The sequence below is a fragment of the Bradyrhizobium sp. AZCC 2262 genome (genome assembly GCF_036924535.1).
Classification (GTDB): domain Bacteria; phylum Pseudomonadota; class Alphaproteobacteria; order Rhizobiales; family Xanthobacteraceae; genus Bradyrhizobium.
In genome coordinates this window covers 8,945,583-8,966,134 of record NZ_JAZHRT010000001.1, presented here as the reverse complement: position 1 = coordinate 8,966,134, position 20,552 = coordinate 8,945,583, and the positions used below count along the sequence as shown (strand labels likewise).

21 protein-coding genes are annotated in these 20,552 nt (G+C 63.4%); 8 read left to right on the top strand and 13 right to left on the bottom strand.

Features of this window, described 5'->3' with window-relative positions:
- Window positions 1-49: 49 nt before the first annotated feature.
- Window positions 50-1,321: an HlyD family secretion protein gene (locus tag V1283_RS42125; protein ID WP_334392475.1), complete on the top strand. Its 1,272-nt coding sequence runs from the start codon at window positions 50-52 to the stop codon at window positions 1,319-1,321.
- On the top strand, window positions 1,287-2,867 hold the full coding sequence (locus V1283_RS42120; RefSeq protein WP_334393371.1) for a DHA2 family efflux MFS transporter permease subunit: 1,581 nt from the start codon (window positions 1,287-1,289) through the stop codon (window positions 2,865-2,867). Before V1283_RS42125 ends, V1283_RS42120 begins: the two co-directional genes overlap by 35 nt.
- Window positions 2,868-2,993: 126 nt before the next feature.
- Here the strand turns inward: V1283_RS42120 and V1283_RS42115 are convergent, their stop codons facing one another.
- The 4 genes from V1283_RS42115 to argH form a co-directional block, all read right to left on the bottom strand.
- Window positions 2,994-3,407 carry a YybH family protein gene (locus tag V1283_RS42115; RefSeq protein WP_334392474.1) on the bottom strand — a complete coding sequence of 138 codons (414 nt, stop codon included), beginning with the start codon at window positions 3,405-3,407 and terminating at the stop codon, window positions 2,994-2,996.
- Between the two features lie 176 nt (window positions 3,408-3,583).
- A complete protein-coding gene (gene lysA, locus V1283_RS42110) occupies window positions 3,584-4,849 on the bottom strand; it encodes a diaminopimelate decarboxylase (RefSeq protein ID WP_334392473.1) in 1,266 nt (421 codons plus the stop codon).
- A 69-nt stretch (window positions 4,850-4,918) separates the two neighbouring features.
- A complete protein-coding gene (gene lptM, locus V1283_RS42105; protein ID WP_334392472.1) occupies window positions 4,919-5,182 on the bottom strand; it encodes an LPS translocon maturation chaperone LptM in 264 nt (87 codons plus the stop codon).
- Between the two features lie 102 nt (window positions 5,183-5,284).
- Window positions 5,285-6,682, bottom strand: a complete 1,398-nt coding sequence (argH, locus tag V1283_RS42100) for an argininosuccinate lyase (protein ID WP_334392471.1) — start codon at window positions 6,680-6,682, stop codon at window positions 5,285-5,287.
- A 130-nt stretch (window positions 6,683-6,812) separates the two neighbouring features.
- Between argH and tlpA the strand changes: the two genes are divergently transcribed.
- A complete protein-coding gene (tlpA, locus tag V1283_RS42095; RefSeq protein WP_442895829.1) occupies window positions 6,813-7,490 on the top strand; it encodes a thiol:disulfide interchange protein TlpA in 678 nt (225 codons plus the stop codon).
- Here tlpA and V1283_RS42090 read toward each other — a convergent pair.
- The 6 genes from V1283_RS42090 to V1283_RS42065 all read right to left on the bottom strand — a co-directional run bounded on the left by V1283_RS42090 (window position 7,487) and on the right by V1283_RS42065 (window position 11,468).
- Window positions 7,487-7,666, bottom strand: coding sequence for a putative motility protein (locus V1283_RS42090; protein WP_334392470.1), 180 nt, complete (start codon window positions 7,664-7,666; stop codon window positions 7,487-7,489). The two genes, tlpA and V1283_RS42090, sit on opposite strands and share 4 nt — an antisense overlap.
- Before the next feature lie 109 nt (window positions 7,667-7,775).
- Window positions 7,776-8,657, bottom strand: coding sequence for a 3-hydroxybutyryl-CoA dehydrogenase (locus V1283_RS42085; protein ID WP_334393367.1), 882 nt, complete (start codon window positions 8,655-8,657; stop codon window positions 7,776-7,778).
- Window positions 8,658-8,850: 193 nt separating this feature from the next.
- Window positions 8,851-9,795 (bottom strand): electron transfer flavoprotein subunit alpha/FixB family protein, encoded by a 945-nt coding sequence (locus tag V1283_RS42080; protein WP_334392469.1) that lies wholly within the window; start codon window positions 9,793-9,795, stop codon window positions 8,851-8,853.
- On the bottom strand, window positions 9,795-10,544 hold the full coding sequence (locus V1283_RS42075; protein ID WP_334392468.1) for an electron transfer flavoprotein subunit beta/FixA family protein: 750 nt from the start codon (window positions 10,542-10,544) through the stop codon (window positions 9,795-9,797). Before V1283_RS42075 ends, V1283_RS42080 begins: the two co-directional genes overlap by 1 nt.
- A gap of 136 nt (window positions 10,545-10,680) precedes the next feature.
- Complete coding sequence (locus tag V1283_RS42070) at window positions 10,681-11,253, bottom strand: cob(I)yrinic acid a,c-diamide adenosyltransferase (RefSeq protein WP_334392467.1); 573 nt, start codon at window positions 11,251-11,253, stop codon at window positions 10,681-10,683.
- A gap of 20 nt (window positions 11,254-11,273) precedes the next feature.
- Window positions 11,274-11,468, bottom strand: coding sequence for a twin transmembrane helix small protein (locus V1283_RS42065; protein ID WP_334392466.1), 195 nt, complete (start codon window positions 11,466-11,468; stop codon window positions 11,274-11,276).
- 191 nt (window positions 11,469-11,659) lie between these two features.
- Here V1283_RS42065 and V1283_RS42060 point away from each other — a divergent pair, with 191 nt between their 5' ends.
- Window positions 11,660-12,520 carry a YihY/virulence factor BrkB family protein gene (locus V1283_RS42060; protein ID WP_442895922.1) on the top strand — a complete coding sequence of 287 codons (861 nt, stop codon included), beginning with the start codon at window positions 11,660-11,662 and terminating at the stop codon, window positions 12,518-12,520.
- Here V1283_RS42060 and V1283_RS42055 read toward each other — a convergent pair.
- Entirely contained in the window at window positions 12,444-13,700 is a 1,257-nt protein-coding gene (locus V1283_RS42055; RefSeq protein ID WP_334392464.1) for an ATP-binding protein, read from the bottom strand. The genes V1283_RS42060 and V1283_RS42055 overlap by 77 nt on opposite strands.
- Before the next feature lie 97 nt (window positions 13,701-13,797).
- Entirely contained in the window at window positions 13,798-14,679 is an 882-nt protein-coding gene (gene gluQRS / locus V1283_RS42050; protein WP_334392463.1) for a tRNA glutamyl-Q(34) synthetase GluQRS, read from the bottom strand.
- A 195-nt stretch (window positions 14,680-14,874) separates the two neighbouring features.
- Between gluQRS and V1283_RS42045 the strand changes: the two genes are divergently transcribed.
- Complete coding sequence (locus V1283_RS42045; RefSeq protein ID WP_334392462.1) at window positions 14,875-15,567, top strand: DNA-3-methyladenine glycosylase family protein; 693 nt, start codon at window positions 14,875-14,877, stop codon at window positions 15,565-15,567.
- Here V1283_RS42045 and V1283_RS42040 read toward each other — a convergent pair.
- Window positions 15,524-16,411, bottom strand: coding sequence for a LysR family transcriptional regulator (locus V1283_RS42040; protein WP_334392461.1), 888 nt, complete (start codon window positions 16,409-16,411; stop codon window positions 15,524-15,526). The two genes, V1283_RS42045 and V1283_RS42040, sit on opposite strands and share 44 nt — an antisense overlap.
- A gap of 205 nt (window positions 16,412-16,616) precedes the next feature.
- On the opposite strand from V1283_RS42040, the gene V1283_RS42035 reads away from it, so the two are divergent.
- The 3 genes from V1283_RS42035 (at window position 16,617) to V1283_RS42025 (ending at window position 20,452) form a co-directional block, all read left to right on the top strand.
- The gene (locus tag V1283_RS42035; RefSeq protein WP_334392460.1) at window positions 16,617-17,591 is read left to right on the top strand and encodes an NAD(P)H-dependent flavin oxidoreductase; all 975 of its coding nucleotides are present in this window, start codon (window positions 16,617-16,619) and stop codon (window positions 17,589-17,591) included.
- Window positions 17,592-17,642: 51 nt separating this feature from the next.
- The gene (locus tag V1283_RS42030; protein WP_334392459.1) at window positions 17,643-18,830 is read left to right on the top strand and encodes an ABC transporter substrate-binding protein; all 1,188 of its coding nucleotides are present in this window, start codon (window positions 17,643-17,645) and stop codon (window positions 18,828-18,830) included.
- 89 nt (window positions 18,831-18,919) lie between these two features.
- Complete coding sequence (locus V1283_RS42025; RefSeq protein WP_334392458.1) at window positions 18,920-20,452, top strand: acyl-CoA synthetase; 1,533 nt, start codon at window positions 18,920-18,922, stop codon at window positions 20,450-20,452.
- Window positions 20,453-20,552: the final 100 nt, after the last annotated feature.

Genomic DNA, 20,552 nt, shown 5'->3' with positions numbered 1-20,552 from the left:
ATTTTGGAAATTGTCAAGTTTCCTAATTCTTCCAGAGCGGAGAACCGCCATGACCGTCCACTCGACCTCCTTCCCGACCGATCAGCCGGTCCTCCCGGCCGCGCCCGCCGAGGCGTTTCTGCCCGCGGCCGCCGCGGCGGCACCGCAAGCGGTCGCTGCAAAAAAGCTCAATCTTCGCAAGCTATTGCTCACCGGAGCCGCGATCGCCGCACTGGCGGGCGCGGCCTGGTATGGCTGGGACTACTGGACCGTCGGCCAGTATCTGGTGTCGACCGACGACGCCTATGTGAAGGCCGACAGCACCACCATCGCGCCGAAGGTCACGGGCTACCTGCAACAGGTGCTGGTGAAGGATAACGAGCGCGTCACGACCGGCCAGGTGCTGGCGCGCATCGACGACCGGGATTTCAAGGTCGCGCTCGATCAGGCCAAAGCCGATGTCGCCGCGGCGCGTGCCACGATCACCAGCAAGCAGGCCCAGATCGAAGTCCAGCAGGCGGTCATCAACGCGGCCAAGGCGACCATCGACGTCGACCAGGCGGCGTTGACCTTCGCGGTCCAGGAAAGCAAACGCTACACCGATCTAGCCACCACCGGGTATGGCAGCGTGCAGAATGCGCAGCAGGCGCAATCGCGTAACGGCGGCGCACAAGCGGCCCTGGCGCGCGATACGGCCAATCTGACGTCGGCACAAAAACAGGTCGATCTGCTCAACGCCGAGATCGTTCAAGCCACTGCTGCGCTGGCGCGCGCCAACGCGATCCAGAACCAGGCCGAACTCAATCTCGGCTACACCACGATTACGGCCCCGATCGACGGCGTCGTCGGCAATCGCACGCTGCGCGTCGGTCAGTATGTGCAGGTCGGGACGCAATTGATGTCGGTGGTGCCGGTTGATGGCGCCTACGTGGTGGCGAACTACAAGGAAACGCAGCTCACCGACGTGCATGAAGGTCAGGCCGTCGATATCGAGGTGGACATGTTCCCGGGCCAGGTCGTGCACGGCCATGTCGACAGCATCGCCCCCGCCAGCGGCCAGGAATTTGCGCTGCTGCCGCCGGACAACGCCACCGGCAATTTCACCAAGGTCGTGCAGCGCATCCCGGTGCGGATCGCGCTCGATACCGGCAAGAACCCGCGCATCGAACTGCGGCCGGGCATGTCGGTGATTCCCACCATCGAGACGCGTTCGTCGAACACGAGCCGCGCGGCGGCTGCGGCCGCCAACATCCACAAGACGGTTTCTGGAGCATCGTGCCATGTCAAATCAGAGCCCTTCCGCCTCGATATCCACGCTGCCGATCTCGCGCACAGCATCTAGCCCGAACCGCGCCAGCGTCACGACCTGGATTGCCGTCCTCGCCGCCATGATCGGCTCGTTCATGGCGATCCTGAACATCCAGATCACTAATGCTTCGCTGCTCAACATCGAGGGCGGCATCGGGACCGGTGTCGACAACGGCTCCTGGATCTCGACCTCCTATTTGATCGGCGAGATCGTGGTGATCCCGTTAACCGACTATCTCAGCCGCGTGTTCTCGTTCCGCCGCTATATGATCGCGAGCGCCGCGCTGTTCGCCGTGTTCTCGGTCGCCTGTGCCTTCACCAACGACCTGCCCTCGATGATCGCGATGCGCGGATTGCAGGGTTTTGCCGGCGGCGTGCTGATCCCGATGGCGTTTACGCTGGTTCTGACCAGGCTGCCCAAGTCGCAACAGCCCGTAGGGCTTGCCATCTTCGCGCTGTCCGTCACCTTTGCGCCGGCGATCGGGCCGACCATCGGCGGCTATCTCACCGAAAATTACGGCTGGCGCACCATCTTCTTCGTCAACGTGATCCCGACGGCTGTGATGGTGAGCGCGCTCTATCTGACGCTGGAGCGGCAGCCGATGCAGCTCAGGCTTTTGAAGGAAGGCGACTGGGCCGGCATATTGACCATGGCAATCGGCCTGTCGGCGCTGCAGACCGTGCTCGAGGAAGGCAACAAGGACGACTGGTTCGCCTCCCCCTTCATCCAGCGCATGGCGGTGATCGCGCTCGTCAGCCTGGTGCTGTTCGTCTGGATCGAACTCACGGCTGAAAAGCCGCTGATCCGGTTGCGGCTCCTGACGGGTCGCAATTTCGGCTTCGGCACGATTGCCCTGACGATGGTCGGCTTCGCTCTGTTCGGCTCCGTCTACATCCTGCCTGCCTATCTTGGCCAGGCCCAGGGCTACAATGCCGAGCAGATCGGCAAGGTGCTGGCGTGGACGGGCTTGCCGCAACTCCTCTTGATTCCGCTGCTGCCAAAGTTGATGCAGCGTTTCGATACGCGCTACATCGCCTTCACCGGCCTGGTGATCTTCGCCTATAGCTGCTTCATGAACACGGCGATGTCTCCGGATTATGCCGGCGACCAGCTCTTCATTCCCAACATCGTGCGCGCCATCGGCCAGGCGATGGTGCTGACGCCGCTGACCTCGGTGACCACAGGCGACATCGCGCCGCAGGATGCCGCCGCGGCGTCAGGCATCAGCAACATGTTCCGCAACCTCGGTGGCGCGATCGGCACCGCGGTGCTCGCAACCGTGATCACCAAGCGGGAGCAGTTTCACTCCAACATCATCGGCCAATCGGTCACGCTCGGCCGCGAGGAAGTGCGCAACCGGATCGCCCAGACGTCGGACTATTTTCTGGCCCACGGCGGCTCGGACCCCGCCGCCGCGCATCAGCAGGCGATCGTGGCCCTCGGCAAGGCCGTGAAGCATCAAGCCCTGGTGATGGGATTCAGCGATACCTTTGCGGTGATCGGCATCGTGCTGGTGCTGGCCGCGCTCGCGGTTGCGCTGACGCGCAAGGTGAAGGGCGCGGCTGGTGGCGCGCATTGAGTTATGAAGCGGCGATCAGCCGGCCTCGCGGTTCCAGCAATTGACCACTGGCGTAGCTGGCTTCTGAGTACCCGATGAACCGACACTCGAAGAACCGACAAAGTGGACGGATTCTGACCTGCCGACTCAATCCGTAGCAGGCACGGAATGATGCTCGTGTGCGATGCGCCACTCGCCATCGACCTTGCGCAGGCCAACCGTCAGCCGGAACAAAAAGCCGTCCTTGTCTACAGGATTGCTGGACGAGTCAGGTCCGCACCACATGATGGCGACCGCGAAGGCGACGTCAGCGCCCGCGGTAACGGTGAGTTCTCGAAAATCGAAGGCCGTACCCGGCTTGTGATAACGGAAAAACAGATCCCAGGTCTGTTGGTAGGCTTCGATGCCCCTGCATTGGAGTGGCGGCGGCAAGTCGAACATCACCATGTTCCGCTCGTGGTGCGCAAGGATGGCGGGAAGATCGTGCCGGCGGACAGCGTCCGCCCAGCCCTCAAGAAGGGCTTTGATCCGGGCCTCTTCGGCCTTGGATTGTTCAGCCATGGTTTGGTCTCCCTGTTGAGACCCCAGGACGAACGAAGGCTGGCAAATCCGACAACGTCTGTGAAGTCTTCTAAGGCGCTGAGGCCCACAGCGCTTTGAGGCCGAACGATGCAAAAGCGCAGATATCAACGAACCTTCGGCGCACTGTCAGCGCAGGAAGGCAGACCGCCCGTCGATCACAGCCACGGCGCCGGCTTGTCCATCGCGATCAAATCCTCGACCTCGATGCGCGGGCGCACCACGGCGTACTGATTGTCCTTGACCAGGACTTCCGGCACCAGCGCGCGCGTGTTGTAGAAGCCGGACTGCACCGCGCCGTAGGCGCCGGCCGTCATGATCGCCAGCAGATCGCCGGCCGCAGGTTCGGGCAGGTTGCGATCGAGTGCGAGATAGTCGCCGGTCTCGCAGACCGGACCGACGACGTCGGCGGTGATGGTTCGCGCGCCCTTGGCCGCCTCGCGCACGGGGAGGATGTCATGGTGGGCTTCGTACAGCGTGGGGCGGATCAAATCGTTCATCGCGGCGTCGATGATGACGAAGTTCTTGGCCTCGCCCGGCTTCACATAGATGACGCGGGAAACCAAAATGCCGGCATTGCCGACGATCATCCGCCCGGGCTCGAACATCAGCGTGCAGCCGAGATTATGCGTCACCCGCTTGACCATCGCCGCATAGGCGGACGGCAAGGGCGGCGCTTCCTGGTCGGCGTGATAGGGAATGCCGAGCCCGCCGCCGAAATCGATATGCTCGATGCTGTGGCCGTCGGCGCGCAGCGTCTGCACGAAATCGGAAAGAATCCGGAACGCGGTTTCCATCTTGGAGAGATCGGTGATCTGGCTGCCGATATGCATGTCGGTGCCGGTCACCTCGATGCCCGGCAGCCTGGCCGCGAGGGCATAGACTTCGCGCGCCCGCAGAATCGGAATGCCGAACTTGTTTTCGGATTTTCCCGTGGCGATCTTGGCGTGGGTGCCGGCGTCGACGTCAGGATTGACGCGCAACGAAATCCGCGCGGTCTTGCCGGCCTCGACCGCGAGCTTCGACAGCAATTCCAGTTCGGGCTCGGATTCGACGTTGATGCAGAGAATGTCCGCCGCCAGCGCCGCGCGCAGTTCCATCTCGGTCTTGCCGACGCCGGAGAACAGAATCTTGTTGGGCGGAATCCCCGCGGCCAGCGCGCGCTTGAGTTCGCCGCCGGACACCACGTCGGCCCCGGCGCCAAGTTTCGCCAGCGTGCGCAGCACCGACTGGTTGGAATTGGCCTTCATGGCGTAGCAGACCAGCGTCTTCTCGCCGGAAAAGGCCTCGGTGAAGACGCGGTAGTGGCGCTCCAGCGTCGCCGTCGAATAGCAATAGAACGGCGTGCCGACGGCATCCGCGAGTTCGGACAGGTTGACGGCCTCGGCGTGCAGCACGCCGTTGCGATAGTCGAAATGATTCATGGCGCGCCTATAGCGTTTTCAAGCGAAGTGGGCACCGGTTCGCGTCAGGAAAACGCGTCAAAGCAAGCCTCAGTCCAGCAGCGGATCGAGAACGATTCTCTTCTTGCCGCCCTTGGGGGCGCTGGGGCCTGCCTCGGATCCGTAGGTCGAATTGAAGACGCCGGGCTGCGCCGCGCGCTCCGCCTCGGTATCCGACGACGTGGCCTGCGGCGCCGCCGCGGTCGGAGGCAGATCGAGCCCGGCCTTGCGTCCGCAGCCCCCGAGCGCGAGCGCGGTCACGCTCAACAGGATGATGGCCCATCCCGACGATGACGGGCGGTAGCTATTGATCACGACGAAATCCCCAATGCGCGCCGCACCATACAAAGATTGCCGTAGTCTGGCGAGTGCCGATGGGCAACGGAAACCCAAGAAATTGCAGCGAAATCTTTTCCCTCAGCCCAATTTTTGCTCTTTTTCCAACCGTTTCAGCCAGGCTTTGGCCTGCGAAACCACGTTCTTCGGCGCGGTGCCGCCATAACTGGTCCGGCTCTTGACGGAGGCTTCCACCGATAGGACGCGCAGGGCGTCGGCGGTGATCTTCGGCTCGACCTCCTGCATCGCCTTGAGCGGCAGTTCGTGCAGCGCCACGCCCTGTTTTGACGCCAAGCCGACGATTCGCCCGGTGACGTGGTGGGCATCGCGGAACGGCATTTTCAGCGTCCGCACCAGCCAGTCGGCCAGATCGGTGGCGGTGGCATAGCCCTCGCCGGCAGCGGCCTTCATCCGCGCCTCGTCGGGCACCAGATCGATCACCATGCCGGTCATGGCCCGGATCGCCAGCGACAGCGCGGCAAACGCCTCCATGGCGCCCTGTTTGTCCTCCTGCATGTCCTTTTGATAGGCGAGCGGCAGCCCCTTCATCACAATCAGGAGACCGTTGAGCGCGCCGATCACCCGGCCGGTCTTGGCGCGCACCAGTTCGGCCGCGTCCGGATTGCGCTTCTGCGGCATGATCGAGGAACCGGTGGTGAACTTGTCACTGAGTCGCACGAGGCCCACCAGCGGCGAGGTCCAGATCACGATTTCCTCGGCAAAGCGCGACATGTGCACGGCCGCGATCGACGCCGCCGACAGCGTCTCCAGCACGAAGTCGCGGTCCGAGACCGCGTCGAGCGAATTGGCCATCGGGCGGTCGAAGCCGAGCGCCTTGGCGGTCGTCGTCCGGTCGATCGGAAACGAGGTTCCGGCCAGCGCGGCGGCCCCAAGCGGCGATTCGTTCAGCCGCTTGCGCGCATCGGCGAAGCGGCCGCGGTCGCGCGCGGCCATCTCGACATAGGCGAGCAGATGGTGCCCGAACGTCACCGGCTGGGCGGTCTGCAGATGGGTAAATCCCGGCATCACGGTCGCGGCATGTTCCAGTGCGCGGCTGGCCAAGGCATGCTGGAAGGCCGCCAGCGCCGCATCCGTCTCGTCGATCGTGTCGCGGACATAGAGCCGGAAATCGGTCGCGACCTGATCGTTGCGGGAGCGTGCGGTGTGCAGCCGTCCCGCGGCCGGCCCGATCAGTTCGGAAAGCCGGCTCTCGACATTCATATGGATGTCTTCGAGCGCGCGCTTGAAGTTGAACGCGCCCTTGCCGATTTCTGACAAAATCGTGTCTAGACCCTTGCCAATATTTTTCGCATCAGTCGCGGTGATAATGCCTTGTGCGGCCAGCATCGCCGCGTGGGCCTTGGACGCGGCGATGTCCTGGGCATAGAGGTGACGGTCAACGTCGATGGAGACGTTGATTTCCTCCATGATCGCATCGGGGCGCTCGGTGAACCGGCCGCCCCACATCTTGTTGCTCATGACTTCTCTGGCCCTGCCATGTCCTGCCATTTATCGTCGAACGAGGCGAAACACCGCGCCGGTTTCGACCGTAACTCGACCATAGTCTTGAGCCCTGCATAGCCGTATCTGATACAGGATGACAAACGATATGCCCGAAATATCCCCGCCCCGCCCGGCCGCAATGCGCCGGATCCCGATCGCCATCGGTGCGGTGGTGGCCGTCGGCGTGATCGGATTGGGCGCGTTTTACGGGCTCGGCGGCTTCAAGCGCGGCACGGGCGGCGATCCCTCCTGCACGGGCGCGGTCGAACTGGCCCGCAGAATCGCGCCGCTGGCGCATGGCGAGGTGGCCGCGCTGACCATGGCGACGAGCCCACTGCGGCTCCCCGACCTCGCCTTCGAGGATGCCGGCGGCAAGCCCCGAAAGCTGTCGGAATGGCGCGGCAAGACCGTGCTGGTGAACCTGTGGGCCACCTGGTGCGTGCCTTGTCGTAAAGAGATGCCGGCGCTCGACAATTTGCAGGCTAAGCTCGGGGGCAAGGATTTCGAGGTGGTTGCCGTCAATATCGACACCCGCGATCCGGATAAGCCCCGAAACTTCCTCAAAGAGGCCAATCTGACCCAGCTCGGCTATTTCACCGACTCAAAAGCCAAGGTTTTTCAGGATCTTAAGACCATAGGCAAGGCCTTGGGCATGCCGACCTCGATACTCGTGGATGGCAAGGGCTGCGAAATCGCCAACCTTGCCGGTCCCGCCGAATGGGCCAGCGAGGATGCGATCAAGCTGATCAAGGCCGCGATGGAGCCGGTAAAGGCGGGGCTTTAGGCCGCAATATTGAGATTGCCGCCGACACCGGGGGCGAGATTGGCTGTACCCAGCAGCGTCTGGACCGCGGCTTTCTCCGCGTCCATGTTCTGCTTGATGATCGAGGTCTGGATCTGCTGCTGCGTGCCCGCCGCCTGCATCGCCAGCATGCTCGAAACTACAGCCATCATATCCATACGCAGCGCTCCTCAAACGTGAGGGCACCGTAACCAGCGAAGGTTAACAAATGCTGGAGATTGCGGCTCAGTGTTGGGGCAACCGTTCGATACCCGTGGAGGGCAACGGCTAGCGCGTCGGAACCGGCTTGTCGCCGCGATAGTCGTAGAAACCGCGCTGCGTCTTGCGGCCGAGCCATCCGGCCTCGACATATTTCACCAGCAGCGGGCACGGCCGGTATTTCGAATCCGCCAGCCCCTCATGCAGTACCTGCATGATCGACAGGCACGTGTCGAGACCGATGAAATCGGCAAGTTCCAACGGCCCCATCGGGTGATGCGCGCCGAGCTTCATGGCGGCGTCGATCGCCTCGACGTTTCCGACACCCTCATAGAGCGTGTAGATCGCCTCGTTGATCATCGGCTGCAGGATGCGGTTGACGATGAAGGCCGGAAAATCTTCCGATACCGCGATCTGCTTGTTGAGCTTGCCGACAAATTCCTTTGCCGTTTCGAAGGTGGAATCGTCGGTGGCGATGCCGCGGATCAGCTCGACCAGTTCCATGGCCGGCACCGGATTCATGAAATGAATGCCGATGAAGCGCTCGGGACGATCGGTCGAGGCGGCAAGCCGGGTGATCGAGATCGAGGAGGAGTTGGTCGCGACGATCGCTTCCGGCTTCAGCACCGCGCAGAGCTCGTGAAAGATCTTGCGCTTGACCTCCTCCTTTTCGACCGCGGTCTCGATCACGAGGTCGCAGTCCGCCAAGCCATCCAGCGTCTCGGTAGAGGTAATCCGGGTAAGCGCCTTTTTGCGCGCGTCCTCGGTGACGGTCTGCTTGGCAACCTGGCGCGACAAATGGCCGTTGATGGTCGCCATCGCCGACTTCAGCCGTTCGTCGGAGACGTCGTTGAGCACCACGTCGAAACCGGCGAGCGCCGCCACATGCGCGACGCCGCTGCCCATCTGGCCCGAGCCGATCACGCCGACCTTCTTGATTGTCACCGCCATCTTGTCATCCACCGGAACGGCGCGCACACCGCGCCTGTTCATCTTTCGAACCTCAGATACGATATAATCAGAATCGAGGTTTCAGTCCCCATCTTTGGCACGTTTTCTTCACGCGAAGCCGGAAATCCTCGCTTGAAAACGCTTTTAAAGTAAACACCGGCCGGACGTTGTGCGTCCGGCCCGCGTATAATTATTACTTTCCGAGCTTGCCGAGCGCTTCGGTCAGTTCAGGAACCGCCTGATAGAGGTCCGCCACCAGGCCATAATCGGCAACCTGGAAGATCGGCGCGTCTTCATCCTTGTTGATCGCAACGATCACCTTGGAATCCTTCATCCCGGCGAGATGCTGGATCGCGCCGGAGATACCGATGGCCACATATAGTTCCGGGGCCACCACCTTGCCGGTCTGGCCGACCTGCCAGTCGTTCGGCGCATAGCCGGCATCGACCGCGGCGCGCGAGGCGCCGACGCCGGCGCCGAGCTTGTCGGCGAGCGGCTCGATATATTTGGCAAAGTTCTCGCGGCTCTGCATGGCGCGGCCACCGGAAACGATAATCTTTGCCGACGTCAGTTCCGGACGGTCGCTCTTCGCAACCTCCTCCCCGACGAAGCTGGATAGGCCCGGATCGGCCGCAGCCGTGGCGTTCTCCACCGTCGCACTGCCGCCGTCGCCGGCCGCGGCGAAGGTCGAGGTCCGCACCGTGATGACCTTCTTGGCATCCTTCGACTTCACCGTCTGAATGGCGTTGCCGGCATAGATCGGCCGCTCGAAGGTGTCAGGGGAAACCACCTTGATGATTTCCGAAACCTGCATCACGTCGAGCAACGCTGCGACGCGCGGCATCACGTTCTTGAAGCGCGAGGTCGCAGGCGCGACGAAGGCGTCATAGGAAGGCGCCAGCGACACGATCAGCGCGGCCAGCGGCTCGGCGAGGTCGTGAGCATACGCGGCGTTATCGGCGAGCAGCACCTTCGTGACGCCGGCAAGCTTGGCTGCGGCATCGGCTGCCGCCTTGGCGTTTTCACCGGCGACCAGCACATGTACCTCGGCGCCGAGCGCGGCTGCCGCCGTCAGCGCCTTGTTGGTCGCGTCCTTGATCGACGCGTTGTCGTGCTCGGCAATCAATAGCGTCGTCATCAGAGAACCCCGGCTTCGGTCTTGAGTTTCGAAATCAGCTCGGCCACGTCCTTGACCTTGACGCCTCCCTTGCGGCCGGGCGGTTCTGACGTCTTGAGCACTTCGAGATGCGGCGTGAGATCGACGCCGTAATCGGACGCGCTCTTGTCGTCGATCGGCTTCTTCTTCGCCTTCATGATGTTGGGCAGCGACGCATAGCGCGGCTCGTTCAGACGCAAATCGGTGGTGACGATCGCCGGTCCCTTCAGCTTCACGGTCTGGAGGCCGCCGTCGACTTCGCGGGTGACCTTGAAGTCGCTTCCGTCGACTTCCAGCTTGGAGGCGAAGGTGGCCTGCGACCATCCGAGCAGGGCGGCCAGCATCTGGCCGGTCTGGTTCGAATCGTCGTCGATCGCCTGCTTGCCGAGAATGATCAGGCCGGGCTTTTCAGCGTCCGCGACAGCCTTGAGAATCTTGGCGACCGCCAAGGGCTCCACATTGCCTTCGGCCTTGACGAGGATGCCGCGGTCGGCGCCCATCGCAAGACCGGTCCGGATCGTCTCCGAGGCCTGCGCCGGGCCGATTGACACCACCACCACTTCGGTCGCCTTGCCGGCTTCCTTCAGGCGCAGTGCTTCCTCGACGGCGATTTCGTCGAACGGATTCATCGACATCTTGACGTTGGCCAGTTCGACGCCCGTTCCGTCGCTCTTGACGCGGACCTTGACGTTGTAATCGACCACCCGCTTTACCGGCACAAGAACCTTCATCGATCCTCTTTCGCTTGAATTCTGGGTTAAATTGGCTTGGTATTAGCTCGTTATGGCTTGGGCGCGGAACCTAAAGGTCCCGCTATCGGCGGTCAACGCGCGAAAGCCAAAAATCAGTCCCGGAATAGGGCCTACCTTAGCGGTTTTGACCGGGTACCCACAACACGTCTCCGGCCCCATTATCGTTCATGGCGCGGCTGGCGACGAACAGAAAATCGGACAGGCGGTTCATATACTGAATGGCCGCTCCGCTGACCGGCTCCTCAGGGTTCGCGGCGAGTTCCACCATCATCCGTTCCGCCCTGCGACATATGGTGCGGGCGAGATGCAGGTATGCGGCGGCGGGGGTGCCGCCCGGCAGCACAAACGAGGTCAGCGGCGCGAGATGCTCGTTCAGGCCGTCGATGTCGTGCTCGAGCCGTTCGACCTGGCTTGAGAGCATCCGCAACCGCTCGGCCTTGCCGTCGCGCTGGGGCACCGCGAGATCGGCCCCGAGATCGAACAGATCGTTCTGTATCCGGCCCAGCATCGCATCGAGTTCGCGCGCCTCGGCAAGGTGCAGCCGCACCAGGCCGATGGCGGCGTTGGTCTCGTCCACGGTGCCGTAGGCTGCGATGCGCAGATCGTATTTCGGGCGGCGTTCGCCGCTGCCGAGCGCCGTGGTGCCGTCATCGCCGGTCTTGGTATAGATGCGGTTGAGTACGACCATTGGCGCGCCCCTTTTCGCTCTTATTTGCCCATCGCCCAGACCACGACCATGGTGATGACGATGGCGATGAACTGCAGCAACACCCGGAGCCGCATCAGGTTCTGCGAGCGGCTCGGCGAGCCGCCCCGCATCATGTTGACGAGGCCGAGCAGTAGCACGATAGCCACGGCCGCAACCGCGACCGGGAGAACGATCGAACTCAAGAAGGATGCCATCGGCGCTACATAACACCGCGAAGCGCCGACTTCCACACGTTCACGGTCCTCGCACATCTCCTCGCGCAACCAATCGACGATCTGGCCTTTAATCCAATAATATCAGATGTTAGTCCAAGCTTTGGGACCGGATCGCTGCCCCCTGATCGAGGTGAGATGTGAGGCTCATTCGCTACGTCTACCTCGTCGTGATGGAGGCGTTCTATACGTTCCTTGCCGATGACGGCTGGGCGATCGCGAGCCATATCGCGCTGTCGACGCTGATGGCGCTGTTCCCGTTCCTGATCGTGCTGACGTCACTGGCCGGCTTTTTCGGCTCCAAGGAACTCGCCGACGGGGCCGTGGGGCTGTTGCTGCAGACCTGGCCGCAACAGGTCGCGGACGCGCTGTCAGGCGAAATCCACGATGTGCTGACCACGACGCGCGGCGACATCCTGACCGTCGGCGCGGTGCTGGCGGTCTATTTCGCCTCCAACGGCGTCGAGGCGGTGCGGGTCGCGCTGAATCGCGCCTATTCGGTGGTTGAGCCGCGGGCATGGTACTGGCTGCGGCTGGAATCGATCGGCTATACGCTGGTCGCCGCCTTCACCTCGCTCGCCATGGCGTTCCTGATCGTGCTCGGCCCCCTGATCCTGGAAACGGCACGCCGCCACATTCCGTTCTTTGTCGAGAGCAACGAAAACTTCCTGTTTTTCGCCCGCTACGGCATTACCATCACGGCGATGATTGTGGCGCTGTTCGTCCTGCATGCCTGGCTGCCCTGCGGCCGGCGAAGTTTTCTGCAGATCCTTCCGGGCATCGTCTTCACGATGGTGGCGTCCCTGATCTCGGGCATCGTTTTCGGCCAGTATCTGGCGCGCTTCGCCAGCAACTACGTGACGATGTATGCGGGGCTTGCCTCGGTCATCATCGCGCTGGTGTTTCTGTATTTCATTGCCGCGATTTTCGTCTACGGCGGCGAACTGAATGCGGCGATCATGAAGTCGCAGCTGCCGAAGGGGATGTCGCTTCATGCAGCGCAGTCGCCAGGGCGCGCGGAGACACAGGCTTGACCAGAAAGATATCGGCGCCGGCGGCGCGTGATGCCGCCTCGTCCTCGCCGCGGCCGGATATGCCGATGATCGGAATGCGCCCGAGCGGCGGCTGAAGCGCGCGAATGCGCGTGATCGCTTCGATGCCGTTGATCCCCGGCAAGACCATGTCCATCAGCACCGCATCGAATGCGCCGTGCGCAAGCCGCGCAGGCGCCGCCTCGCCCTGGCCGATGAACTCGGCCTGGTGACCGAGTTCGGTCAGGATCGCGTTGAGCACGACGCGGCCGAACGGATTGTCCTCGACGCTGAGCAGGCGCAACGGCCGCGGCGAACCGATCGATACTTCGCCAGCGGCGCCGGACGCCGCAGTCTCCACGTCCTTTGCGGCTGACATCACGACATTGAGGGTAAAGGTGGCGCCGCCGCCACGGCGTTGCGCCACGGTGATGTCGCCGCCCATGGCGCGCGCCAGTTGCTTGACCGACGACAGTCCGAGCCCGGCGCCGCCGTAGCGCGATGAAATGGAGACATTGGCCTGCGAGAACGGACGAAACAGGCGTTTGATTTCGCCGAGCGTGAGGCCGATCCCGCTGTCGGAGACCTCGAATGTGACGCCGACCTTGCCTTTCGGGCCGCGCAGCGGCGTAACCTGGAGTGCAACGCTGCCCTGGTCGGTGAATTTCACGGCATTGTCGATCAGGTTCTCCACTGCGGCGCGCAGGCGGACGGGATCGCCGATCGCAAATGCCGGAAGCTTTTCGGAAATAACGACCGACGATTGCAGACCCTTGGCCGCCGCGCGGCCGGTCAGCGAATCGCCGGCATTGCGGGCGAGCGTGCGCAGGTCGAAGAAGTCCTGCCGCACGTCGAGCCCGGGACCGCCACTGCGCGCCGCATCGACGAACAGAGTCGCCAGGCTCGCCAGATGTTCCGCGCCCGCCTTGATGGTGTCGACCCAGCGCCGTTCGCGCTCGTCGAGGTCCGACGTCGCAAGCAGATTGCTGATCGCCAGGATGCCGGTCAGCGGCGTCCGCACCTCATGCGCAAAGGCCGCCAGCGCGGTTTCCACCATGCCGGGCACGGCAATGGCGGATTTGCGCCCGCCGCGTTTTTTGGCCGCGGCGCCGGATACGCGCTTCTTCGCTCGCCGCTTTTTGACAGGCTGCGTGATACGCCGTGAACGCTGCTTCGCCGCCATGATCCCCCTTTCCCCGCGCGGCGCTAGAATGGCATGTCACGGCGGGCGGTGTCACGGAGACGTTTGCAACAACCCCCAGTAGAGCTTCCCAGTAGAATTACGGAAGCCGTTCCGGCAAATCGACGAGGCGGCGGATATCGGCCGGCGTGGCGCCTTGCCGTCGCAATTCGCGCAAGCCGGTGGCATCGGTCGATTTCGACAGCTTTTGCCCCGACGAATCGGCAACGAGCCGATGATGCCGATAGGCCGGTTGCGGAATACCGAGCAGGTGCTGCAACAAGAGATGCACACTGGTGGACCAGAACAGGTCCTGCCCGCGCACCACGTCGGTGACGCCCTGCAAGGCGTCGTCGATCACCACGGAAAGGTGATAGCTGGTCGGCGTCTCCTTGCGCGCCAGGATGACGTCGCCCCACGCCTCGGGGCGGCCAGTGACGCTGCCGGTTTCCCCGTCGGGGCCCTCGCCATGCTCCTTCCAACCCAACTCCCCCGCCCGCGCCAGCGCCGCGGCCATGTCGAGCCGCAGCGCGTAAGGCGCGCCCTGCCCGATCAATTCCTCGCGCTGATCCGGCGACAACAACTTCGCCGCGCCCGGATAGAGCGCCGCCCCGTCGGGATCGCGCGGCCACGGCGCTTCGGTTTCCCGCTGCGCGACCAGACGGGCGATTTCCGCGCGGCTCTCGAAGCTCGGATAGATCAAGCCCAAGCCTGCCAGCTTTTCGAGCGCGTCGCGATAATTTGCGAAATATTCCGATTGACGCCGCACCGGCGTTTCCCAGGATATCCCCAGCCAGGCGAGATCTTGATAGATCGCCGCCTCGAATTCCGGTCGGCATCTTGTGGCGTCGATATCCTCGATCCGCAGCAGGAATCTTCCCCCCTTGCGGCGCGCGAGGTCGAAGTTCAACAACGCCGAATAGGCGTGACCGAGATGGAGGTAGCCGTTCGGGCTTGGAGCAAATCGGAAAACAGGTGGCATGGTCCTCCAGACAACCGTCATCGCCGGGCTTGACCCGGCCATCCGTCGTACAACAACCTTTTACGATATAAGATGGATGCGCGGGTCCCGGCTACGCCAAAGGCTTCGCCGCGGCAATCCCGTGCGGCGCGCCGAAGCTTTAGCGGAGGCGGCAAGCCCGCGCATGACGATCCAGTGAGTTGATAACATTCCGTAATGACCATTCACCTCAGCAGCCAGTCAGACCTCGAAGACGCCGTCCACACGCTGGTCAAGCAGGACGTGCGGTTGAAGCCGATTTTCGAGCTGACGGGCATGCCGGCGCTGCGGCAGCGCGAGCCTGGATTCGCCGGGCTGGCGGCGATCGTCTGCGGCCAGCAGCTCTCCACCGCGAGTGCCGCGGCGATCTGGGGACGCCTCACAGCCGCGTTCGATCCGTTTGATCCCGAGCCCATCCGCAAAGTGCGCGCCGAGCGCCTCGGACGGCTCGGCCTTTCAGCCGCCAAGATCAAGACGCTGAAAAACATCGCGCGCGAACTGGCCGCTGAGCGATTGAACCTCGACGTGCTGGCGGAAGAGGATGCGGATGCCGCGCACCACACGCTGACGGCGCTGCACGGCATCGGTCCGTGGACCGCCGACGTCTATCTGCTGTTCTGTCTCGGCCATGGTGACGCCTGGCCGGCCGGCGATATCGCGATACAGGAAGCGGTCAAGATCGGCCTCGGCCTGAAGACCCGCCCGACCGCCAAGCAGATGGCGCCGCTGGCGGAGCCGTGGCGTCCGCTGCGCGGCGCGGCGGCACATCTGTGGTGGAGCTATTATCGCGTGCTGAAGAAGCGCGAGGGCGTGCTCGCCGACAAACTCACCCCCGCAGCCGCACCCGGTGCTCGCGCGCGGAAGCCGTGACGAAATCGATCACCGCGCGCACCGCGGGGAGTTCGACGAGGTCCGGGTGCGCGAGCAGCCAGAGATCGGCCACGCTGACCAGTTTCTGCGGGGCGACGCGAACGAGATCCGGATAGGCGGCCGCGACAAAACAGGACAGCGTCGAAATCCCGAGGCCCGCGCGCGCCGCGGCGAGCATGTCGCCTTGCGACGAGCATCGCATCACCATCGAGCCCTGCCGCGTGATCGCGTCGCTCCAGCGCGCCAGATGCTCGTTCGACAAACGGTCGGCAAAGCCGATAACGCTGTGCCCTTTCCATTCATCGCGCCGTTCGGGGAGCCGCCGCAGCGCGGCGTAATCCCGCGAGGCGTAGAAGCCGGTGCCGAGGCGGCCGACCTTGCGGCCGATCAGATTCTCTTCGCCGCTGTCCACCGGCCGCAACACGACATCGGCCTCGCGGCGGCGCACGCTGGCCGGATAGGGATGGGTGATGATCTCGAGCTGGATATGGTCATGCGCGCGCAGGAACGGACCGAGCTTCGGCATCAGCCAGTGCGAGGCAAGCGTCGAACCAATCGACAGCTTGACGACGCCACGCGCCTGCGCCCCCGTCGCCGACACCGCAGCTTCCGCGCGCAGCGCCGCCGCCGCCATCGCCTCGACATGCTCGCGAAACTTGCGGCCCTGTGACGTGAGCGAAAGCCCGTCGTTGGAGCGCGCGAACAGGGGAATGCCGAGCTGGCCTTCCAGTTCGGCGATCTTGCGGCCGACCGTCGGATGGCTCGAGCGCAACCGCCGCGCCGCGGCGGCGAAGCTGCGGGTCTCGGCCACCGCGACGAAGGTCTTGCACAGGTCCCAGTCCATCGGCTCCTCCGCGACGCCGTCGTCGCGCTGTTCATTTTTGATTGATCATCTGTTCAATATTGAACGGCCGGAGCGTGCCGTCCAGCCCTATAATGGACGGTAACAAGCGCAGGCCAGCGGCTCCGCCCGGCCTGACGCGCTCAAATCAACATCAATGGATGCGCTCGGGGACGTAACCGGCCTGGCGCGACAAAGGAGGAACCGAATGCCGCTACCCGCTTCGCTTGCCAATTCGCTCGAATTGCCCGTGGTCGGTTCGCCGCTGTTCATCGTATCCGGACCGGAACTCGTCATCGCCCAATGCAAGGCCGGCATCGTCGGCTCGTTCCCCGCGCTGAACGCCCGTCCCGTCGAAAAACTCGGCGAGTGGCTGAGCCGAATCGAGAACGAGCTTGGCGAGTACAAAGCACTGCATCCGGAGAAGAAGGTCGCGCCTTACGCCGTCAACCAGATCTGCCACGCTTCCAATGACCGGCTGATGAAGGACATGGAAACCTGCGTGAAGCACAAGGTGCCGATCATCATCACCTCGCTGCGGCCGCCGATCGAAATCGTCGAGGCCGCGCATTCCTATGGCGGCGTGGTTTTTCATGACGTGATCAACGTCAAGCATGCGCGCAAAGCCGCCGAACATGGCGTCGACGGTCTCATTCTGGTCTGTGCCGGCGCCGGCGGCCATGCCGGCACGCTGTCACCGTTCGCGTTGCTGCGCGAGGTCAAGCAGTGGTTCAAGGGCACGGTCCTGCTGTCGGGCGCGATCTCCGACGGCTGGGGCATCGCGTCCGCGCTCGCGCTCGGCGCCGACATGGCCTACATGGGGACCCGCTTTATCGCGACCGCGGAAGCCAACGCCGATCCGGCCTACAAGGCCGCGCTGACAAAGCATGCTGCCGAGGACATCGTCTATTCCAACCTGTTCACCGGCGTGCACGGCAATTATCTCGGCCCCTCGATCGTGGCCGCAGGCCTCGATCCGGCCAATCTGCCGCTCAGCGACAAGACGAAAATGAATTTCGGCTCCGGCGGCAACACGAAAGCCAAGGCGTGGCGCGACATTTGGGGCTCCGGCCAGGGCATCGGCCAGATCGCCGACGCACCGCCGGTCGCTGAGCTGGTGGAGCGGCTCAAGTGCGAATTCGCCGACGCCAGCAGCGATTTCCTCAACCGGGCGCGCGCCTAAGACGCGCCTTCCAACAGCCAATCAAATAAACAAAACAGAGGGACGGAAACAATGAGAGTGTTGCGACCTGTCTTGACGATCGCATTCGCATTGCTGGGAAGCGCCGCGGCTGTCGGCGACGACGCCAAGGACGAAATCCGCATCGGGCAGACCCTGCCCTATAGCGGACCGGCATCCGGCTTCGGCATCATCGGCCGGGCGCAGGAGGCTTACTTCGAGAAGATCAACGCCGAAGGCGGCATCAACGGCCGCAAGGTCAAGTTCATCAGCCTCGACGATGCCTATTCCCCGCCCAAGACGGTGGAGCAAACCCGCAAGCTGGTCGAACAGGAAGAAGTGCTGCTGATGTTCGGCTCGCTCGGGACCGCCACCAACAACGCGGTGCATCGCTACCTCAATGGCAAGAAGGTGCCGCAGCTCTTCGTGCTGAGCGGGGCGACCAAATGGGCCGACCCCAAAAATTTCCGTTGGACCATGCCGGGGATGGCGGCCTACCAGTCCGAAGGCATCGTCTATGCCAAGCATATCCTGCGGACCAAGCCTGACGCCAAAATCGCCATCCTCTCCCAGAACGACGATTTCGGCCGCGATTACGTCGCCGGCTTCAAGCGCGGTCTGGGAGACAGGGCCGCGACCATGATCGTCTCGGAAGCAACCTACGAGACCAGCGCGCCGACCATCAGTTCGCAAATTGCGACGCTGAAGGCCTCCGGCGCCAACGTGATGTTCGGCGTCGTGCTCGGCAAATTCACCTCGCAGATGATCAAGGGCGTCGCCGAGATCAACTGGAAGCCGGACCTGTTCTTCGTGCCGACCTCGGCATCATCGATTTCGTTCCTGGAACCGGCCGGCCTGGAGAACGCCGTCGGCCTGATCTCGTCCAGCAACGTGAAGGACACGATCGACCCGCAATGGGCCAATGACCCCGGCGTGAAGGAATATTTCGCCTTCATGAAGCAGTATCTGCCGAATGCGGATTTGACCAATTCGAACTACGCTGCCGGCTATCATTATGCCAACCTCATGGTGAAGGTGCTGATGGCCTGCAAGGACGATCTCAGCCGCGAGAACATCATGAAACAGGCGGCGTCGCTGCGCGAGGTGCCGTTGCCGCTGTTGTTGCCGGGCATCACGGTATCGACCGGTGCCGACGACTATCTGCCGTTCCAGCAATTGAGGCTGCGGCGCTTCGATGGCAAAAGCTGGATCGGCTTCGACGACATTCTGGATGATGGCTAGAAGCATGATCCGGAAAAGTGGGTACCGGTTTTCCGAAGAGATCATGCTCAAAATTGAGCAATGGGTTTCGGCCGGCCAAGGAGGATAATTTGACATCGATCATCAGCGGCGAACGCCAAATCAGCTATCCCGAAATCCACGCCCGCATCGTGCGGGCGGCTACGGGTTTTATGGCGCTCGGCGTCGGTGGCGGAACGCCGGTCGGCATGATGCTGCGCAACGATTTTGCGTTCTTCGAGGTCTCGGCCGCGGCGGCAGCGCTGGGTAGCCCGGTGGTGCCGATCAACTGGCATCTGAAGGCCGAGGAAGTGGCCTACATCCTGGCCGACAGCGGCGCCAAAATCCTGGTCTGCCATGCCGACCTGCTGCCGCAGATCAGGGACGGCCTGCCCGCCGAAGTGCGGCTGCTGGTGGTGACGACGCCGCCGGAAATCGCCGCGGCATTCAACGTCGCGCCTTCGCTGACGCAGGTCCCCGACGGCATGACCGACTGGGACCGCTGGCGCGACACGCATGCGCCGTTGCAGCAAGCCCCGATCGGCAGCGCGCCGATGTTCTATACGTCGGGCACCACAGGCCTGCCCAAGGGCGTGCGCCGCAAGCCGATGACGCCGGAGCAGGCCGCGGCCTCGGCGCGGGTCGGCGGCATCGCCTATGGTGTCAAGCCGAACGAGGATCAGGTCATCCTGATGAACGGGCCGATGTACCATTCGGCGCCAAACTCCTACGGCATGCTGGCCTTCCGCAGCGGCTGCCAGATCGTGCTCGAACCGCGCTTCGATCCCGAGGACATGCTGCAACTGATCGAGCGTCATCGTGTCACCCACATGCACATGGTGCCGACGATGTTCGTGCGCCTGCTGCGACTGCCGGATGAGGTCAAGCGCCGTTACGACCTGTCATCGCTTCGCTTCATCGTGCACGGGGCGGCGCCCTGCCCGCCGCAGGTCAAGCGCGCCATGATCGAGTGGTGGGGACCGGTCATCAACGAATATTTCGGCTCGACCGAAACCGGCATTCCGGTGTGGCACTCGGCCGAGGAGGCGCTGGCAAAACCCGGCACCGTCGGCCGCGCCATCGAAGGCGGTATCGTCAAGATTTTCCGCCCCAACGGCGAATTGTGTGCCGTCGACGAACCCGGCGAGATCTTCATGCGGCAGATGTCGGTGCCGGATTTCGACTACCACGGCAAGGCCGAGGCCCGGGCCGAAGCCGGCCGCGAAGGCCTCGTCAGCGTCGGCGATGTCGGCTACCTCGACGCCGACGGCTATCTCTTCCTGTGCGACCGCAAGCGCGACATGGTGATCTCGGGCGGCGTCAACATCTATCCCGCGGAGATCGAGAACGCGCTGATCGGCATGGACGGCGTGCGCGACTGCGCGGTGTTCGGCGTCCCCGACGACGAATTCGGCGAGCGGCTGTTCGCCTGCATCGAGCCGGAGGCGAATGCCGGGCTGTCACCGGCCGCGGTGCAGGAATTTTTGCGCGGACGCCTCGCCAATTTCAAGGTGCCGAAGGACATCCAGTTCATGGACGCGATGCCGCGCGAAGCCACCGGCAAGATTTTCAAGCGCAAGCTGCGCGATCTGTATACCGAGGGCAAACTGCGCGCGGTGGCGTGATGGTACGTTCTGAGTTCGTCATTCCGGGGCGCGTCGCAGACGCGAACCCGGAATCTCGAGGTTCCGGGTTCGATGCTTTGCATCGCCCCGGAACGACAGC

Excerpts from the sequence above, each read along its gene's own strand:
- V1283_RS42070 (WP_334392467.1), bottom strand. The coding sequence starts at position 11,253 with ATGGTCGTACTCAACCGCATCTATACCAAGACCGGCGATGACGGCACC.
- V1283_RS42055 (WP_334392464.1), bottom strand. The coding sequence starts at position 13,700 with ATGGCGGCGAAGCAGCGTTCACGGCGTATCACGCAGCCTGTCAAAAAG.
- gluQRS (WP_334392463.1), bottom strand. The coding sequence starts at position 14,679 with ATGCCACCTGTTTTCCGATTTGCTCCAAGCCCGAACGGCTACCTCCAT.
- V1283_RS42075 (WP_334392468.1), bottom strand. The coding sequence starts at position 10,544 with ATGAAGGTTCTTGTGCCGGTAAAGCGGGTGGTCGATTACAACGTCAAG.
- V1283_RS42125 (WP_334392475.1), top strand. The coding sequence starts at position 50 with ATGACCGTCCACTCGACCTCCTTCCCGACCGATCAGCCGGTCCTCCCG.
- V1283_RS42115 (WP_334392474.1), bottom strand. The coding sequence starts at position 3,407 with ATGGCTGAACAATCCAAGGCCGAAGAGGCCCGGATCAAAGCCCTTCTT.
- V1283_RS42045 (WP_334392462.1), top strand. The coding sequence starts at position 14,875 with ATGACCATTCACCTCAGCAGCCAGTCAGACCTCGAAGACGCCGTCCAC.
- V1283_RS42085 (WP_334393367.1), bottom strand. The coding sequence starts at position 8,657 with ATGGCGGTGACAATCAAGAAGGTCGGCGTGATCGGCTCGGGCCAGATG.
- lysA (WP_334392473.1), bottom strand. The coding sequence starts at position 4,849 with ATGAATCATTTCGACTATCGCAACGGCGTGCTGCACGCCGAGGCCGTC.
- V1283_RS42035 (WP_334392460.1), top strand. The coding sequence starts at position 16,617 with ATGCCGCTACCCGCTTCGCTTGCCAATTCGCTCGAATTGCCCGTGGTC.
- V1283_RS42065 (WP_334392466.1), bottom strand. The coding sequence starts at position 11,468 with ATGGCATCCTTCTTGAGTTCGATCGTTCTCCCGGTCGCGGTTGCGGCC.
- V1283_RS42040 (WP_334392461.1), bottom strand. The coding sequence starts at position 16,411 with ATGGACTGGGACCTGTGCAAGACCTTCGTCGCGGTGGCCGAGACCCGC.
- V1283_RS42030 (WP_334392459.1), top strand. The coding sequence starts at position 17,643 with ATGAGAGTGTTGCGACCTGTCTTGACGATCGCATTCGCATTGCTGGGA.
- V1283_RS42090 (WP_334392470.1), bottom strand. The coding sequence starts at position 7,666 with ATGGATATGATGGCTGTAGTTTCGAGCATGCTGGCGATGCAGGCGGCG.
- argH (WP_334392471.1), bottom strand. The coding sequence starts at position 6,682 with ATGAGCAACAAGATGTGGGGCGGCCGGTTCACCGAGCGCCCCGATGCG.
- tlpA (WP_442895829.1), top strand. The coding sequence starts at position 6,813 with ATGCCCGAAATATCCCCGCCCCGCCCGGCCGCAATGCGCCGGATCCCG.
- V1283_RS42080 (WP_334392469.1), bottom strand. The coding sequence starts at position 9,795 with ATGACGACGCTATTGATTGCCGAGCACGACAACGCGTCGATCAAGGAC.
- V1283_RS42060 (WP_442895922.1), top strand. The coding sequence starts at position 11,660 with ATGGAGGCGTTCTATACGTTCCTTGCCGATGACGGCTGGGCGATCGCG.